Source organism: Archangium sp., from assembly GCF_045802675.1.
GTDB lineage: Bacteria > Myxococcota > Myxococcia > Myxococcales > Myxococcaceae > Archangium.
Genome location: NZ_JBJMQO010000055.1, coordinates 53981 through 70148, shown reverse-complemented (window position 1 = coordinate 70148; position 16168 = coordinate 53981). Strand labels below are relative to the sequence as shown.

At 69.6% G+C, this 16168-nt stretch carries 18 protein-coding genes; 7 read left to right on the top strand and 11 right to left on the bottom strand.

All coding sequences use genetic code 11. The annotated features are described in order from the left end of the window. A partial coding sequence (locus ACJ8AN_RS16920; RefSeq protein WP_407756403.1) for a cytochrome c3 family protein occupies positions 1 to 439 on the bottom strand: 439 nt, incomplete at its 3' end. Then, positions 440 to 1858 carry a hypothetical protein gene (locus tag ACJ8AN_RS16915; protein WP_407756402.1) on the bottom strand — a complete coding sequence of 473 codons (1419 nt, stop codon included), beginning with the start codon at positions 1856 to 1858 and terminating at the stop codon, positions 440 to 442. It abuts the gene before it with no gap. Between the two features lie 138 nt (positions 1859 to 1996). On the opposite strand from ACJ8AN_RS16915, the gene ACJ8AN_RS16910 reads away from it, so the two are divergent. From ACJ8AN_RS16910 to ACJ8AN_RS16900, 3 genes are read left to right on the top strand one after another with little or no spacing between them, the layout of a single operon-like run. Continuing rightward, positions 1997 to 3094 (top strand): type II CAAX prenyl endopeptidase Rce1 family protein, encoded by a 1098-nt coding sequence (locus tag ACJ8AN_RS16910; protein WP_407756401.1) that lies wholly within the window; start codon positions 1997 to 1999, stop codon positions 3092 to 3094. A 52-nt stretch (positions 3095 to 3146) separates the two neighbouring features. Further along, positions 3147 to 3932, top strand: a complete 786-nt coding sequence (locus ACJ8AN_RS16905) for a HipA family kinase (protein WP_407756400.1) — start codon at positions 3147 to 3149, stop codon at positions 3930 to 3932. Then, complete coding sequence (locus ACJ8AN_RS16900) at positions 3910 to 4311, top strand: DUF3037 domain-containing protein (protein ID WP_407756399.1); 402 nt, start codon at positions 3910 to 3912, stop codon at positions 4309 to 4311. The genes ACJ8AN_RS16905 and ACJ8AN_RS16900 overlap by 23 nt, the downstream gene beginning before the upstream one ends. 103 nt (positions 4312 to 4414) lie before the next feature. Here ACJ8AN_RS16900 and ACJ8AN_RS16895 read toward each other — a convergent pair whose 3' ends face one another. From ACJ8AN_RS16895 to ACJ8AN_RS16870, 6 genes are all read right to left on the bottom strand, one after another. Next, positions 4415 to 4630, bottom strand: a complete 216-nt coding sequence (locus tag ACJ8AN_RS16895; protein WP_407756398.1) for a DUF5818 domain-containing protein — start codon at positions 4628 to 4630, stop codon at positions 4415 to 4417. After that, positions 4627 to 6498: a S8 family serine peptidase gene (locus ACJ8AN_RS16890; RefSeq protein ID WP_407756397.1), complete on the bottom strand. Its 1872-nt coding sequence runs from the start codon at positions 6496 to 6498 to the stop codon at positions 4627 to 4629. The genes ACJ8AN_RS16895 and ACJ8AN_RS16890 overlap by 4 nt, the downstream gene beginning before the upstream one ends. A 141-nt stretch (positions 6499 to 6639) precedes the next feature. Further along, complete coding sequence (locus tag ACJ8AN_RS16885; protein WP_407756396.1) at positions 6640 to 7272, bottom strand: alpha/beta hydrolase; 633 nt, start codon at positions 7270 to 7272, stop codon at positions 6640 to 6642. A 38-nt stretch (positions 7273 to 7310) separates the two neighbouring features. Beyond that, complete coding sequence (locus ACJ8AN_RS16880; protein WP_407756395.1) at positions 7311 to 7829, bottom strand: hypothetical protein; 519 nt, start codon at positions 7827 to 7829, stop codon at positions 7311 to 7313. Between the two features lies 1 nt (position 7830). Beyond that, entirely contained in the window at positions 7831 to 8136 is a 306-nt protein-coding gene (locus tag ACJ8AN_RS16875; RefSeq protein ID WP_407756394.1) for a hypothetical protein, read from the bottom strand. Then, a complete protein-coding gene (locus tag ACJ8AN_RS16870) occupies positions 8130 to 8507 on the bottom strand; it encodes a HEPN domain-containing protein (protein WP_407756393.1) in 378 nt (125 codons plus the stop codon). The genes ACJ8AN_RS16875 and ACJ8AN_RS16870 overlap by 7 nt, the downstream gene beginning before the upstream one ends. Before the next feature lie 195 nt (positions 8508 to 8702). On the opposite strand from ACJ8AN_RS16870, the gene ACJ8AN_RS16865 reads away from it, so the two are divergent. Further along, positions 8703 to 9122, top strand: a complete 420-nt coding sequence (locus tag ACJ8AN_RS16865; protein ID WP_407756392.1) for a hypothetical protein — start codon at positions 8703 to 8705, stop codon at positions 9120 to 9122. 105 nt (positions 9123 to 9227) lie between these two features. Here the strand turns inward: ACJ8AN_RS16865 and ACJ8AN_RS16860 are convergent, their stop codons facing one another. Then, on the bottom strand, positions 9228 to 10424 hold the full coding sequence (locus ACJ8AN_RS16860) for a class I SAM-dependent rRNA methyltransferase (protein ID WP_407756391.1): 1197 nt from the start codon (positions 10422 to 10424) through the stop codon (positions 9228 to 9230). Continuing rightward, positions 10421 to 11242 carry an HAD-IIB family hydrolase gene (locus tag ACJ8AN_RS16855; RefSeq protein WP_407756390.1) on the bottom strand — a complete coding sequence of 274 codons (822 nt, stop codon included), beginning with the start codon at positions 11240 to 11242 and terminating at the stop codon, positions 10421 to 10423. Before ACJ8AN_RS16855 ends, ACJ8AN_RS16860 begins: the two co-directional genes overlap by 4 nt. Positions 11243 to 11433: 191 nt before the next feature. Here ACJ8AN_RS16855 and dctA point away from each other — a divergent pair, with 191 nt between their 5' ends. Beyond that, complete coding sequence (gene dctA, locus ACJ8AN_RS16850; protein ID WP_407756389.1) at positions 11434 to 12744, top strand: C4-dicarboxylate transporter DctA; 1311 nt, start codon at positions 11434 to 11436, stop codon at positions 12742 to 12744. Between the two features lies 1 nt (position 12745). On the opposite strand, the gene ACJ8AN_RS16845 is transcribed toward dctA, so the two are convergent. Continuing rightward, complete coding sequence (locus ACJ8AN_RS16845; protein ID WP_407756388.1) at positions 12746 to 13909, bottom strand: hypothetical protein; 1164 nt, start codon at positions 13907 to 13909, stop codon at positions 12746 to 12748. A 164-nt stretch (positions 13910 to 14073) separates the two neighbouring features. On the opposite strand from ACJ8AN_RS16845, the gene ACJ8AN_RS16840 reads away from it, so the two are divergent. After that, the gene (locus tag ACJ8AN_RS16840; protein ID WP_407756387.1) at positions 14074 to 15198 is read left to right on the top strand and encodes a lipase family alpha/beta hydrolase; all 1125 of its coding nucleotides are present in this window, start codon (positions 14074 to 14076) and stop codon (positions 15196 to 15198) included. A gap of 12 nt (positions 15199 to 15210) precedes the next feature. Further along, positions 15211 to 16155 carry a magnesium/cobalt transporter CorA gene (gene corA, locus ACJ8AN_RS16835; RefSeq protein WP_407756386.1) on the top strand — a complete coding sequence of 315 codons (945 nt, stop codon included), beginning with the start codon at positions 15211 to 15213 and terminating at the stop codon, positions 16153 to 16155. The last annotated feature ends 13 nt before the right edge of the window (positions 16156 to 16168 follow it).

Sequence of the window (16168 nt, the reverse complement as noted above, 5' to 3'; positions counted from 1 at the left end):
TGGCGCCATGACACGTGGTGCACTCCACCTTCTTTTCCACGTGCACCTTGTGGCTGAAGCGCAGGTTGCCCGGCGGCACGTCCACCTTCGGCGGCGCCAGGCGCACCGTGGCATCGAACCCCGGATGGCACGTGTTGCAGCTCGCGGGAGGGTCCGTCTTCTCGCCCTTCTTCGCCGCTTCGAGGTCGTGACAGGACTCGCACTCCGCGTGGCCCGGGAGGTTGCGCTCCTTCACGGCTTCACTGGCCCGGATGGAGTCATGGCAGGTGACGCACTCGGCGCCCGCGGCCAGGTGCTGCTGGTGGTCGAAGCGCAGGGGGATGTGCTGGGCCGGGTAGATGGCGAGGCTGCGCTCGCGGGCCGTGGCCGCCCAGGTGATGCCCGCCACCACGAGCGACAGGGCGACGAGGCCCAGGGCTGTCCGGTACCGGCGCTCCATCTACAGCACCGCCTTCACATCAAAGAGGAAGAACACCTTGGAGTCCCAGCGGGTGTACGGGTTCACGTTCTGCTCGAGCACCAGGGACATGCGCGCGGCCCGGGTCAGCGCCTGGCTGGCCCACAGCTGCGCGCCGAAGAAGTTGCCCGCCAGCAGCGGGTTGAAGCCATCGTCGATGTGCGCCGCCGAGAGCCGCCCGTCCAGGGAGAAGCGCCCATCCCCGAAGCCGTAGCCCGCGGTGAGATCCGCCCAGAGCTGCGAGCCCCCGTAGCCGCGCCGGTACGACACATCCAGCGCCGAGCGGAAGCGGCCCGCTCGCAGCGACGCGCCCGCCGAGCCTCCCGCGGTGAAGGACGGAGCGCCTCCGGGCTCGTTCGCCGCCGCGGCCAGCGCGAGACCGCTGTTGAGCTCCGTGTGGTACAGGCTGCCCACGCCCTGCACGTAGTAGCGCAGCGGGCCTCGCGGGAAGACGTCCACGCGCACCCGCGCCTCGTCCCGAGGCGCCGAGGCGAACCAGTACCAGATGGAGTCCGCGGAGAAGACGGGCGAGAGCCGCAGCGCCTCGCCACTCACCGCGAACCGCTCTGCGTCCCACCGCACCTGCGCCCGGGCCTGTGCGAGCCGCATCCGCAGCACATCGAGGTCCACGCCCGCCACCGCGTTCACCCCGAGCCCCCGCCCATACCGCGCCTCCAGCGTCGCGCGCTCGAGGTCCGTCTTCCCCTCCACCAGGGCCCGGCGGTAGCCCAGCGCACCGGACAGGCCCGACAGGACACCGGGGCCCTCCAGCAGCAGCTTCGCGCCGTACATGGGCTCGGGGGAGGACAGCGCCGGGTCCGCTCCCGCCACGCCCTGCTCCAGGCGCCGCGAGTCGCTCTCGCGCGTCCCGTCGGGCTGGTACACCGACGAGGCCAGCACCCCCGCCCCCTTCACCCACAGCCCCCCGTACACCTCGGCGCCCACGCCCACCGGGCTCATGTAGCGCACGCGCAGGCCATCGAAGGCCAGGATGTCCCCGACGTCCACGTAGACCTGCCGCCCCAGCCGGCCCTCGAGTCCGTTGCTCCCGTAGCGCACGAAGGCGTAGAGCAGGTCCGCGTCCTCCGAGCGCAACCCGTCGATCTTCATCGCCTCGCCGCGCGGCAGGCCGAAGTCGGCGAAGACGCGCAGACTGGACTCGAAGCCCACGTCCTGCCCGGTAACGAGCTCGTACCCGTTGAGCCCCAGGTACTGGACGATCCTCCGGCGTGGCAGCAGCACCGGCTCGTCGGGAGCCGAGTCCCTCCAGGCACGGATCTGGTACACCTGCGCCTCGGTGCGGGCCTCGAGCTGGAACGCGGACGCGCCGGCCGCTCCCGGCACCAGCAGCGCCGCCAGCGCACCCGCACGACGCAGAACGATTCGACGGAAGCGAGCCAAAGTCCGGGCATTATAGAAGCGCCTCGTTCCGGTACCTCGTGTTTCGAGCACCTCTCTCGCAGCCGGAGAACGCCGGTGGAAGACGCCAATCCCCGTCCCCCACAACCTCCCGGGTCCCATCCCCTGAAGCCGCGCGCCGTGGCGGTGATCTCCGCGATGGGCATGTTCGTGGCCTTCCTCACCGCAGGGCTTCTGGTGCAGCCCCTCGGCGTGGCCTTCGGCATCTGGTTCACCCAGGTCTTCGTCTTCTTCGGCCTGACCTGGTACGTGCTGCGCGCCACCGGGAGGAGCCCGGTGCACTACGCCGGCCTGACGTTTCCGGGCCTGGCGCCGGTGGGCCTCGGGTTCGCCCTGGGCGTGCTCAACTTCTTCGCCATCGTCGCGCCCATCCAATACGTCTCCCAATCGCTGATGCCCAAGGCGTGGCGGGAGATCTACGACGTGGCGGACATCTTCCGCGGCCAGTCGGCGGTGGAGATGGCCGTCATCGTGGCCAGCGTGACGATCGGCGCGCCGGTCTGCGAGGAGTTCTTCTTCCGGGGCCTCTTCTTCCAGGGCCTCAAGGCACGCGGGGATCCACCCCTGAAGGCGCTGGTCATCTCCGCGGCCGTCTTCAGCATCTTCCACCTGGATCCGGTGGGCTTCCTGGCCCGCCTGGAGCTCGGAGTGCTGTTCGGCTGGCTGCTGCTGCGCACCGGCTCGCTGTGGCCCGGCATCCTCGCGCATGCGGCCAACAACCTCGTGTCCACGGTGGTGTTCTTCAGCGCGAAGGAGCTCGAGTCCCCCGAGGGCCCCCCCAGCCAGCGGGAGCTGCGGTTCTTCCTGCTGTTCGCGCTCGGCTGTGGCGGAGCGCTGTGGGTGCTGCTGACCGCCACGCGCCGCTTCCCGGGCCTGCTGGGGCCTCGCCGTCCAGCGGCGGTGGTGGAGGCCCCCGAGCCCCCCGTCCACCTGGAGCCCGCGCCGAGGCTGCTCGGACGGGCGCTCCCCTGGGTGGCCGCCGCGGCGCTGTCCCTGGGCGCCTACGTGACCCTGGATCCCCTGGGGGTGCAGCTGAGCCGGGTCGACACGCGCTACCCCCTGGCCCCCGTCCCCGAGAAAGCGCCGGACGCGCTGCACGCCGAGCGGGAGGCCCTGTACGAGCTCCGGGTGCGCGCCCGCCGGGGTCAGGTTCCCCTCCAGGAGTACGTCCAGGAGCGCGCGAGGCAATCCAAACAAAACAAGCCCGGCGGGCGTTGACCGTGTATTCCCCCCGCTCCATCCAGGCGAAGACGGGGGTGAGGAACCACCGATGAGAACAATCCACGCGACACGCTACGTCACGCCCTTGCGCGAGGGCGGCTCGATGCCCGCCATCGTCGAGGCGGAGGACTCGGGCCTGTATGTCCTGAAGTTCCGGGGCGCGGGCCAGGGCATCAAGGCGCTCGTGGCCGAGGTCGTCTCGGGCGAGCTGGCCCGGGCCATGGGATTGAGGGTGCCGGAGCTCGTGCTGCTGCAGCTGGATCCCACCCTGGGCCGCGCCGAGCCGGACGGGGAGATCCGCGATCTGATCAAGGCGAGCGGCGGCATCAACCTGGGCATGGACTACCTGCCGGGCTCCATCACGTTCGATCCGACGGTGGGCCCGGCACCGCAGGCGGCGGAGGCCTCGGCCATCGTGTGCTTCGACGCCTACGTGACGAACGTGGACCGCACGCCGAAGAACCCGAACATGCTCAGCTGGCACAAGGCGCTGTGGCTCATCGACCACGGCGCGTCCCTGTACTTCCACCACGCCTGGGACGACTACCTGGAGCGCAGCCAGAGCCGCTTTCCGGCGGTGAAGGACCATGTGCTGCTGCCCTGGGCCTCGGAGCTGCCCGGCGCGGAGCAGGCCCTGCGCGAGCGGCTCACGCCGGAGGTCATCCAGCGCGTCGTGGCATGCGTGCCCGAGGCCTGGCTGGGCCCGGCGGTGGAGCCCCGCTTCGCGACGGTGACGGAGCACCGGGAAGCGTATGCCTCGTACCTGCTGAAGCGCCTGGAGGCGGCACCCGCGTTCATCGAGGAGGCACAGCGTGCCCGCGCACAGCTCGTTTGACTACGCCATCATCCGCGTGGTGCCGCGCGTGGAGCGCGAGGAGTTCATCAACGCGGGTGTCATCCTCTACTGCCTCACCCGGCGTTTCCTCGATGCGCGGGTGGAGCTGGACGAGCGGCGGCTGCTGGCGCTCGCGCCGGACGCGGACGTGGAGCTGCTACGAGGCCACCTGGCGGCCATTCCCCGCGTCTGCGCGGGAGGCAAGGCCGCGGGGCCCATCGGACAGCTGCCGCAGAAGGAGCGCTTCCACTGGCTGGTGGCGCCGCGCAGCACGATGCTCCAGACGGGCCCCGTCCACTCGGGCCTGTGTGAGGAGCCGGCGAAGGCGCTCGAGCACCTGCTGGAGCGGATGGTGCGTCCCCCCAAGGCGAGCCCCTGAGGGGCCACGGCTCCCGGTGGTGCGCCAGAAAAAGAGAGAGCCCAGCTCCGGCTCCCTCCCCCGAGACGAGGGAGAGACGCATCCGGAGCCGGGCTCGCGTACGTCAGAGGAAGCGGTAGGTGGCCACGTTGAACACGGGGCCCACCATGGCGGCCGTTAGCATGTCGCGGGCCACGTCGCCCTCGGCTTCGATCCGCTGGCCGTCCTTCTTGATCTTCCGGTCGCCGCCGGCGAGCTGGTAGGTGCGCCCATCATCCCCTTCCAGCACCCAGACGCCGCCCTCGAGATCCCGATACACCACGCGTCCGGTGAGCTTCATGCCGCCGACTCCTTGCGCAGCATGGCCCGCGCGATGATGAGGCAGATGAACGTGTTGATCACCAGCCAGGGCATGGCGAGGAAGTGGAAGGGCATCCACGCCAGCGCGGGCGCGTTGCTCCAGGCGGCGTAGGTGAGGAAGCCCGCGAAGCCCAGCGCGAGCCCGCCGATGGCCGAGCGCAGCCCCCGGAACTTGATGGCCAGGAAGGACAGCAGCAGCGGGATGAGCGAGCTGTAGAAGAGCGGGTTGGCCAGCTTGCCGCGGCCGAAGATGATGCGCTGCCAGTCGGGGATGGGCAGGGAGGCCACGTTGACCACGTCGCCGGCCACGCCCGAGGCGCCGCCGAACCACGAGCGGGCGAAGAACACGCCCACCGTGGCCAGCACCAGCGGCACGAGGAAGGCCGGCCGCACGAGGACGTTGAGGTAGCCCGGACGCTCGCGCCCGCGCATCGTCAGCAGCACCAGCGCCAGCAGGGCCAGGGCCCACCACATGGACGGCCAGCGCGAGGCCCCGCCCCCGAGCGCCTTCAGCGAGGCCTCGGCGTCCAGCAGCCCGTGCCCGTACTCCTCCGTCCAGGCCTGGTCCCCCACCCGCTTCGCACCCGCGTAGAGGGCCTTCTCCACCTCGTCCGGCCCGCTGGCGCCCTCGGCGTACAGCAGCGCCGCCACGGCCGCCACGTGCGGGGTGGCCATGCTCGTGCCCTGGTAGGCCGCGTAGACGGAGCGCGACACGTTCCTCGGGTCGATGGTGTTCTGCAGGATGCCGCCCGCGTCGCCCTGGCGCTTGTCACCACCGGGGGCCGCGATGTCCAGCTCCTTGCCGTAGGACGAGTACGGAGCGCGCGAGCCATTGGGGCCCACCGCCGCCACGGCCACCGCACCCGGGTAGGCCGCCGGGAACTCCACGCGCGCGCGCCCGGCGTTACCGGCCGCGGCCACCACGGTGACGCCCTTCTTGCGCGCGTACTCCACCGCGTCGGCCATCACCTTCGAGTAGCCGCCACCGCCCAGGGACATGTTGATGACGTTGGCGCCGTTGTCCGCCGCGAAGCGGATGGCCTCGGCGATGTCCGCCGACGTGCCGGAGCCGAAGTGGTTGAGCACCTTCACCGGCATCAGCGTCGCCTCGAAGGCCACGCCCGCAACACCCTCGCCGTTGTTGGTCGCCTGCGCGATGGTGCCCGCCACGTGCGTGCCATGCCCGTGGTCGTCGTTGGCGTGCTCGTCGTCGTTGACGAAGTCGTAGCCCTTCTTGAACTTCGTGCCCTTGAGGTCCGGCACCTGCTTGAAGTCGTCGGAGTCCTCGTAGGCGATGCCCGTGTCCAGCACCGCCACCACCACGCCCTTGCCATGGCTGCGCTGCCAGGCGGTGGGCATGTGGATCATCCGGAGGTTCCACTGCTTGGGGTAGTCCGGATCATTCGGCGTGTAGCCGTCCTTGCTCGTCTCCTCGAGCGAGGAGTCCAGCCCGGATACGGCCTCCTCACCGGGAGGCACCGAGTACACGCGCAGCGGCTCGGCGGACTCGACGGCCGGGTTCTGGCGGATGCGCTCGAGCACCGCGTCCACGTCCTCCACGCCCCGGGCAATCGTCACGCCCGAGTGCTCGCCCTCCACGGAGTTGAACTCGAGGTCCACGCCCCACTCGGCCTCCCAGGCGTCGAACTCGGCCTTGGAGGTACCATCCTTGAAGTCCACGACGATGCCACCGGGCTCCTCCTCGGCCACCTCCCGCCGCGAGGTGTCCACCGTGGGGGCCTGCTGCTCCGCCTGCTCCTCCTCGGACTCCGGGGACGACCTGCAGGCCGCCCCCGCCACCACCAGGGACAGCACCGCGGTTGCCAGGGTCCAACGCTTCATGGGCATGGGCGCTCCTTATGACGACCCATACGAACGAACGGCGGAACGATTGGGTCTGGATCAAGTCTGTTCGACGCCCCTCCCGGCGGGCAAGCTCCCTCCGGGACGAGGAACCTTCGTCAAATCAACGGGTTACGAAACATCTGCTCATTTTCCGGACAGCATCTTCAGCCAGGCGCGAACGGCTTTTCCCACCAGGGGCAAGGCGTGGTGGAAATTGGCCCCGGCGCCTTCCACGACCTCCAGCACGCCACCCGCCGCGTCCACCGCCTGGGCGAGCTCCGCCCGGGACAGGGTGGAGTCCAGCTCGCCCACCACCACCAGCAACCCCCGCCCGAGCCCGGCCAACTCCCGCGCCGTCACCGCCCGGGGGCTCACCAGGCACAGGCCGGCCACCTCGGGATGGCGCGCCCGGAGCTCGAGCGCGACCCGGGCACTCCCGTGCAGCGCGGCCACCGCCGCCGCGGGCGATGGGGCGTTCTCCAGCACCACCGTCAGGGCGGCCCCGGCATCCTCGACCAGCGCCTCGCCCGAGCCCCGCTCGCCCTGACTGCCCCCGACGCCGCGGTAGTTGAAGCGCAGCGTGGGGTGGCCGGCCGAGGCCGCCGCGAAGGCCAGCTCGGCCCCGATGACGTGATCCATGCCTCCACCGTCCTCGGGACGGGGCGGGAGCACGAGCAGCGGAGGACGCTCGTCGCCCCGGTGCGCCACGCCTTCCATCACCTCGGAGCCCAGGGGGATGAGCGTGGAGCGCTCGAGGAACTGACCTTTGAGAACCATGAGGGCCGGGAGATTAGCGCGGAGCGTGTCCGCGCGCTTCACTCCTGGAGCACTTCCTCCCGGGCAGTGAACGCCAGCCGGGCCTCACAGGACAGGGGGCTGCCCCCCGCGCACGAGGCGCAGCTCGATTTGAGCTCCACCACGCCCTTGGAGACGGTGTCCCGGTCCTCGAAGACGATGCGCAGGGCGGTGGACTCCAGCACCTTGCCGTCGGCCGCCACCTGCACCCGCTCGGCCGAGAAGGAATCCCCAGTGCCCGCGATGGCCCCCGAGAGCGCCACCGGCGGCGCATCCCCCAGCCGCCAGCCTCCCTCGGGCGATTCCAGCTCGAGAAAGGCGCGGTCGGCGCTTCCGGCCTCCCAGACGGTCCAGATGAAGTCGCGATAGAGATTGTGCTCCTCCACGCGCGGCGAGGGAGGTGTCCCCCCGCGGTAGCAGGAGTCCGCGAGCGCCGAGAGGGGCCCGGGGTCCACCGCCACGTGGTAGCGACGCAGCTCCTCACCGCCCCCACAACCGGCGAGCACGGTGAGCACCACTCCGGTTCCCAGGTATCGCATGTCAGGTCGTTCCCGCCATTTCCGCCGCGTGCTCCTCACGGACCCAGGCGTAGTACCGGTCCGTGTTCTCGGGCGTGTGGAAGAGGACGGTGAGCGCCAGGCGCTTCTCCTCCCAGAGCCCCGTCAGCAGTCCCCAGAGACGGTGGATGAGCTCTCGCCGCTCGGAGGAGGGCACATCGAAGACCTCCAGGGACCAATCCCGACCCGGAAAGTCCCCTTTCGTGGTCCGATGATCCGTCCATCGCACCGGCCGATTCCCGACGATCTCCCTCACCCGACGGCGGATGTCCTCCCGCTCGTTCACCATGTCGGCTCCTCCCCCAGCACATGCCGGACGATGACCGCGGCCGCCTCCAGCGCTTCCCTTGCCTCCTCAACGGTCACGTCTTCCTCCAGATAGTCCGCGGCGATCCGGAGCTCACGCAGGTCGAACAGTTCCTGGCTCCCCCGGTCGTCGAGCACTCCCGCCCTACGGGCCTCGTAGGCCAGGGGCTCATGCAAGAAGTAATATACACCCGACCTGACTTCTGGAGTAGGTATACCCGCCTCGTTCATCGCGTACCAGCACGCATGGTAGGCCGCGTAGTAGGCCCGCGAGGCCGCCGCATTGGGACACGGATCCTCAACGTCCAGAAGCACACGCGCTGCCGCCAGGTTCTCCCACGCCTTCCGCACCATCGCCCATCCCTCCCCCAACCCCTTCCCTTCAGGCCTTCCTAGCACCCACCTCCGACATGGGGTGGCACACCCCCACTCCTGCGGTCACCCGGCGGCACGACACGGCGCTTCCCCTTCGCGCATTCCTCGCGATGCCGGGCGCGCTGCTGCTAACGTTCCCCTGGACGAACGACGCCTCCTGGAGGCGGAGGACCCATGACTCGCGAAGAAGCACAGCGCCTGGTGCAGACGTTCATGAAGTCCCACGGGCAGTCGAGCGAAGGCCTCAACCCGCAGGGATTCGGTGGAGCGGTGCTCGGCGACGCTCAGCTCTATTTCGAGTACCACACGGACAAGCAGGCGCTGGAGACGAGCGCCCTCATCTACAAGTTCCGCGACCCGCCCAAGCCCGGAGTCCTCGAGGGCTTCCGCGCCGAGGAGAAGTCCGGCACGGACACCGGCGGTGGCGCGGTGGACTACGAGCCCGAGAACAAGAGCCTCTTCCTGAGCCGCACCTACTCCACGGTGCCGCCGGATACCGCCTTCAAGGCGGACATGCAGCGCCTCACCCAGGCGAGCCTCGTGTGGGGCAACGAGGTGATGGACCGCGTGGCCTCGCGCGTGTTCAAGCGCTGAAACGCGAAGCTCCGCGAACAACGGGCCCGCCCCTCCCCACTGACGCGGAGGGGCATTGCCCGGAGCTCGTCACGCGCAGGTGAGAGCGCGTGAAGCCAGCGCCCGTTACACCGCCAGCATCACGTAGAACTTCAGGTAGCGGCCCTCGGGGAACTGGAGCCGGATCGGATGGTCCGGCGGCTGGTAGCGCTCCTCCACCATCGCCAGATCCACTCCCGCCTTGAAGGCCGCTTCCTTCACCGCGCCCAGGAAGTCGTCCGGGCCCACGCGCGCCGAGCACGATGCCGTCGCCAACAGCCCTCCCGGCCGCAGCAGCCCCAACGCCTGACGGTTCAACGACGCGTACCCGTCGATCGCCGCCTGCACCGCCCGCTGGCTCTTCGCGAACGCCGGCGGGTCCAGGATGATCAGATCGAACGTCCTTCCCTCCTCGCGGAAGGACGCCAGCAGCTTGAACACGTCCGCCGCCAGGAAGTCGTGCTTCTCCGCCGGCAGCCCGTTGCGCGTGAAGTTCTCGCGCGCCAGGGCGATCGCGTCTGGATCCAGGTCCACCGAGAACACGCTCTTGGCCCCGCCCAGCGCCGCGTTCACCGAGAACCCGCCGCTGAAGCAGAAGCAGTTGAGCACGTCCCTCCCCTGCGCCAGCCGCCGGATGAGGTAGCGGTTCTCCCGCTGATCCAGGAAGAAACCCGTCTTCTGCCCCCGCCACGCGTCCACGCCGAACTTCGCGCCCCGCTCGAGGATCTCCAGCACCTCCGGCGCCTTCTCGCCCCACAACATCCGCCCCGAGCCCCGGCCCTCGTCCTCGTCCACGTCGTCCCGGCCCACCTCGTCCCGGCCGATGATGCCCTTGAGTTCCGGCACCGCCGCCTTCAGCGCCTCGACGATGAGCCCCCGGTACGGCGTGAGCCCCGCCGAGTACAGCTTCATCACCGCGTACGGGCCGTACAGGTCCACCACCACGCCCGGCAGCCCATCGCCCTCGCCGTGAATCAACCGGAAGCTGTCGGTGTCCTTCAAATCAATCAGCGAGCGCCGCTCGGCCAGCGACTGCTTCACCCGCTGCGCGAAGAAGGCCGCGTCGATGCTCTGCCGCGGATTGCGCGTCAGCACGCGCACCGCGATGGCCGAGTGCGGATCGAAATACCCGCGCGCCACGAACTTCCCGTTCTCGGCCAGGTCCACCACGCTGCCCGGAGGAATCTTCGGCACCTTCTCCAGCGCCTTGCGGAAGACCCACGGGTGTCCCGCTCGCAGGTGACGGCCCAGCCCCGGGGCAAGCTCCAGCTTGACGACGTTCACGCTCTGACTCCTCGACGAGGGGCCTTACGGCCCCGTTGGGCGAGAATGGCGCGGGCCAGCTCCTCGAAGCCCCGCCCCTCCTCCGCCCGGGTGATGAAGGCCGGCGGCGTGTCGATGCGATCCAGCACCCGCCGCACATTGGCCACCCCGACACTCAGGGCGAACTCTCCAAACATCGGGGCATCGTTGAAACTATCCCCGGCATACACGAAGCGCGGATCCCCCGGCTCCAGCCGCAGCCCCCACGCGAGCTTCAGGAGGCGGCGCACCGCGGAGCGCTTGTCGAACCGGCCCAGCCAGCAGTTCACGTGCACCGACGAGCGCACCGCCGTCACCCCTCGCGCCCGCAGCAACGCTTCGATCCGCCCGGCCCCCTGCTCGCCCAGCCGCGCCTCCTCGTTGTAGTCCACCGCGAGGTCCACCTCGGTGTAGGCGCTGTCCATGGACAGGCGCGCCCCGGGCACTTCCCGCAGCACCGCCGCCACCTCCGCCTCCAACCGCCTCCGGTTCGCGACCCGGACGCGCGGGGACTCGGCGTACACCTTGCGCAGCTTTCCTCCGGCCCCTCGCAGGAAGAACAGGCCACCGTTCTCCGCGACCACGCCGTCCACCGGCAGCGTGCGCGCCCAGGCCTCGGCCCAGCCCGCCGGACGTCCGGTTACCAGCACGAGCTTGAGCCCCGCATCCGCCAGGCGCTCGAGCGCCCGCACGGTGCTCGAGCGCAACCGGTGCGAGGTGGTCAGCGTGCCGTCGACATCGGTGAAGACCCCTTCCACCCAGGAGAGGTCCGCGTCGCGCAAGGGGCGGGGGGAAACCATACGGTCCGCCGCACCTACACCGTTCCCGGCTCCACGGGAAGGGCTCTCCCGCAAAACGAAACCCCCGGGAGCCACTGCCTCCCAGGGGCCGTTCAGCGCAACCTGTCTTCAGCGTGCTCGGGATCCCGCCTGGATTCTTCTCAGGTAAGCGCGAAGGGCGGCGCGAAGAAACCGAACTAGAATGGGGAGACATGCGACTCGGGTGGCTCAAGAACCTCTATGTGCAGGTGCTGGTGGCGGTGGTGCTCGGAGCACTGCTCGGACACTTCTGGCCCCACGCGGGCGAATCGCTCAAGCCGCTCGGCGACGGCTTCATCAAGCTCATCAAGATGATGGTGGCCCCGGTGGTGTTCACCACGGTGGTGACGGGCATCGCCAAGATGGGGGACCTCAAGCGCGTGGGCCGCGTGGGGCTCAAGGCCTTCCTCTACTTCGAGGTCGTCACCACGGGCGCGCTCGCCATCGGCCTGCTCGTGGGCGAGCTCGTCCAGCCCGGCTCCGGCCTCTCGGTCGACGTCTCGCGCCTGGATGCGAAGGCGATCGAAGGCTACACCACCGCGAGCAAGTCCCTCACCACGGTGGACTTCCTCTTCAACCTCATCCCCTCCTCCCTGGTGGACCCGTTCACCAAGGGAGACATCCTCCAGATCCTGCTCGTGGCGGTGCTCACCAGCGTGGCACTCTCGAAGATGGGCAAGGCGGGCGAGGGAATCGTCCACGCGCTGGACAAAGTGGGCCACCTGCTCTTCGGCATGGTGGGCCTCATCATGCGGCTGGCCCCGCTCGGAGCGTTCGGCGCCATCGCCTTCACCGTGGGCAAGTACGGCGTGGGCACGCTGGTCGGCCTGGGACAGCTCATCGGCACCTTCTACGGCACCGCGCTGCTCTTCGTGTTCATCGTGCTCGGGCCCATCGCGCGCTGGACGGGCGTGGGACTGCTCCGGCTGCTGCGCTACCTGCGCGACGAGCTGCTGCTCGTGCTGGGCACCTCCTCCTCCGAATCCGCCCTCCCCCGCCTGCTGGTGAAAATGGAGGCGCTGGGCTGCCCCAAGAGCGTGGTGGGGCTCGTGGTGCCCATGGGCTACTCGTTCAACCTGGACGGCACGTCCATCTACCTCACGCTGGCCTCGCTCTTCGTGGCCCAGGCCACCGGGACGCACATCTCCCTGGGCGAGGAGCTGGCGCTGCTCGCGGTGCTGCTGCTCACCTCCAAGGGGGCCGCGGCCGTCACGGGCGGAGGCTTCATCACGCTCGCGGCGACGCTGTCGGCCACCGGCCGCATCCCCGTGGCCGGCCTGGTGCTGCTGCTGGGCGTGGACCGCTTCATGTCCGAGGTGCGCGCCCTCACCAACCTGGTGGGCAACGCGGTGGCCACGCTGGTGGTCTCCAAGTGGGAGGGCAGCCTGGACCTGGAGCGCGCCCGCGCGGTGCTCGCCAACCCGGCCGCCGCTCAACAGCTCGAGCCCACTCCCGAGGCGCCCGCTCCCGACGCGCGCACGTGAGTTACTGGAGGTCCAGTCCCGCCAGCAGGGACTGGAGCGTCTCGACGGCGGCGCGCAGGTCGGGGCCCGAGAGCTGGGCCAGCGGCTGCTTGCGCGCCTTGCGCAGGAAACCATCGAGCCGCGGATCCCTCCCGTAGAGGGACTGGGCACTGGCGGCCGCCTCGGCCAGGGCCTTCGCCGCCCCCGCCGGATCCGAGCCCCACAACCCCACGGCCCGCTCCAGCCGCACGCCACAGGCCGCCCACACCTCGCGATCATGGGTGATGAGCAGCTGCCGCTGGTTCACGCTGGAGAGCGAGCGCACGAAGGTGTCCAGCTCCTCCACCGCCGAGAGCACCTCGGACTTCTGGGGCGCGTCCTGGATGGCCAGCTGCCCCACCCGGACGCGGATCTCGATGATGTGCCGCTTGTCCTGCGCGCGCAGGTTCTTGTAGGCCGCCGTGCGTCCGAAGGCATCCAGCTCCGTCTGCAATTGCTGGGCGTTCCACTGCACGTCCTCGGGCTCGGCCTCGCGCACCTTGGACATCCGCGCCGAGACGATGCGCGACAGGTCCGCGACAATGGCTCGCACCATCACCGCCGCCTTCACCTCCGCCTCGTGCCCGGGCACCACCTGCTGGCGCGTCACCGGCCCGAAGGCACTGGCGGACTCGAAGACGAGGTTGCCGATCTGCTCACGGAAGCGCTCGCGCAGCCGTTGGATCTCCGCCAGCAGCATCCAGCGGTCCGACACGACGGCGGGGTTGCGCATCGTCTCGCCGAGCTGGGTGACGCCCTGGGCCAGTTGCTGCATCCAGCCAAGGAGCAGCTCGGAGGCGTCCTTGGCCCGCCGCGCCTCCACGGTGGCCGCCAGGGGCGCCCCGGAACCCGCCGCCCCCGCCGGCCGCGTCGCGAACTGCTCGCGCACCACGTTGAGCAGCGCGTTGACGTCCATCACCGTGTCGCGGATGACGGGCGCCATCTCCTCCCACAGGGACAGGTCCGGGCTGTCGTCCACGTGGGCGGTCTCGTACTGGAGCAGATCCAGATCGCTCAGCCGGCCAATGGCCTGGCTCGCGGCGCCGTACACCTTGCGCAGGCGCTCGGCGAAGGCGCGATCCGTCAGCGAGTGAAGCAGCTCTTCGAGCTTGGGGGGGAGAGCGGGTGAAGGCGTAGCGGCGTCCAAGGCCCGGCCACTCTACCGGCTCCGGTGCGGCGCGTCGCGAACTTCGCTTCCCCGAGCGTGCGGATCCCGGCACTTCTCCTTGCGAGGGCCGGGCACCCTCCTACACTGCCCCGATGGCCAGACACCGCGTGTACCTCCTCCCCGGTTTCTTCGGTTTCACCCATATGGGAGAGAAACCGGCCGAGCGGATCGTCTACTTCGAGCACGTACGGGAGCTGCTCGTCGAGGGCTTCCAGCAGCGCGGCCACGAGGTGGAGGTGGAGGCGGTGACCTCGCATCCCACGGCCAACCTGGGGGTGCGGGCGCGGAGGGTGCTGCGGGTCATCCAGGAGACGGCCTCGAGGGATGACGCGCTCCTGCACCTCGTGGGGCACTCGACGGGAGGGCTGGACGCACGGGGCGTGGTGTCGACGTGGATGCCCCGCGAGGCGCCCGAGCTGCTGCGCCGCGTGCGCACGGTGGTGTCGGTGGCCACGCCGCACCACGGCACGCCCCTGGCCGGCTTCTTCCAGCAGGACAAGCGGGGCGAGATGCTGCTGCGCCTGCTGTGGCTCTTCACCGTGTTCGCCCTGCGGCGGGGCTCTCGGCCGATGACGTTCCTGGCCTTCCGCCTCTTCTACTCGCTGAGCCAGGCGGGCCATCAGCTCGGCCTCCAGGACACGGTGGCCGACAAGGTCACCCGCCTGCTGGCGCACCTGACGCCCACCGAGCAGGCCACGCTCGAGGAGTTCCTCTCCCAGGTGGGCAAGGATCAATCCCTCATCGAGGACCTGACGCCGGGCCGCATGGAGGGCTTCAACCGCGAGACGGTGGATCAACCGAATGTGCGCTATGGCTCGGTCATCACCGGCGCGCCGCCCCCGAGCCTCAAGGTCCTGCTCCAGGTCATCACCGGCAAGGACGACCCGGGGCTGGGCGACATGGTGTCGCTGCGGATGATGGACCCCGAGCCCCAGGCCATCTACGGCGTCTGGTCGTTCCTCCACAAGAAGAGCGCGCCCGACTCACGGGAGCTCCGCACGCCCGACCCGCGTCCGGAGCAGGCGCAGGCGCTCCGAGCGGCCTTCGGCGAGGGGTACCGCTCCCGGAGCGATGGCATCGTCCCCACCCGCTCGCAGGTCTGGGGCCAGGTCCTCTCCGCCGTCACCGCCGACCACCTGGATGTCATGGGCCACTTCGACGAGCCGCCCGATTACGTGGGCTGGCTCGAGTCCGGCTCGCACTTCCGCGGCGTCCAGTTCCGGGGAGTATGGAGCCGGGTGCTCGACTTCATGGTGGGTGCGATCTAAGCACGCGTTCGCATGCTCCAGGTTCTGCTCTTGAATGAAGGCAAGGTCCTCGCCGGCGGCGAGGAGCTGCTCGACCAACCCGGCCCCAAGTGGCTCGACGTCCTCCAGCCCACGGAGGAGCTGATGCAGCGGCTCGGGGAACGCTACGGATTGCACAAGCTGGCCATCGAGGACTGCCTCCACCTGGACCAACGGCCCAAGCTGGAGGAGTACCCGAACCACCAGTTCATCGTGCTGCAGGGCTTCACCTCGCAGGCGGGCAACGTGTGCGATCTCACGATGCACGAGCACCACTTCTTCCTGGGGCCGGACTGGATCATCAGCGTCCACGAGCTGGCCTTCGAGGGACTGGACGCGGTGCGGAAGCGGGTGCTCAGCGAGCCCCAGGCGACGATCGCGCGCGGGGTGGACTTCCTGCTGTACCTGATGGCGGACGCGGCGGTGGACCGGAACTTCCCCATCCTCGACAGCTTCAACGAGGAGCTGGAGGACCTGGAGTCCGCCGTCTTCGAGAACCCACAGCCGGGGCAACTCCAGCGCATCTTCGAGATGAAGCGGGCGCTGGTGACGCTGCGGCGGGTGCTGTCACCGCAGAGGGACGTGCTGGGCTTCCTGGCCAAGCGGGGCATCCCCAACGTGGGCGAGCGCACGGCGCTGTACTTCCGCGACGTGTATGACCACCTGGTGCGGCTGTACGAGCAGATCGACGCGGGGCGCGACTTGCTGGGCAACGTGATGGACGGCTACCTGTCCATGGTGGCCAACCGGACGAATGACATCACCAAGCAGCTCACCATCTTCGCGACCATCTTCCTGCCACTGTCATTCATCACGGGTTTCTTCGGGCAGAACTTCGATCTCCTGACACACCGGGGCTTCTTCTGGCTGATGCTGGTATCGGTGATCGGATTGCCCGTGGGACTGATGTTCTGGTTCAAGAGCAAGCGGTGGATTTGAGAACCTGGAGGAG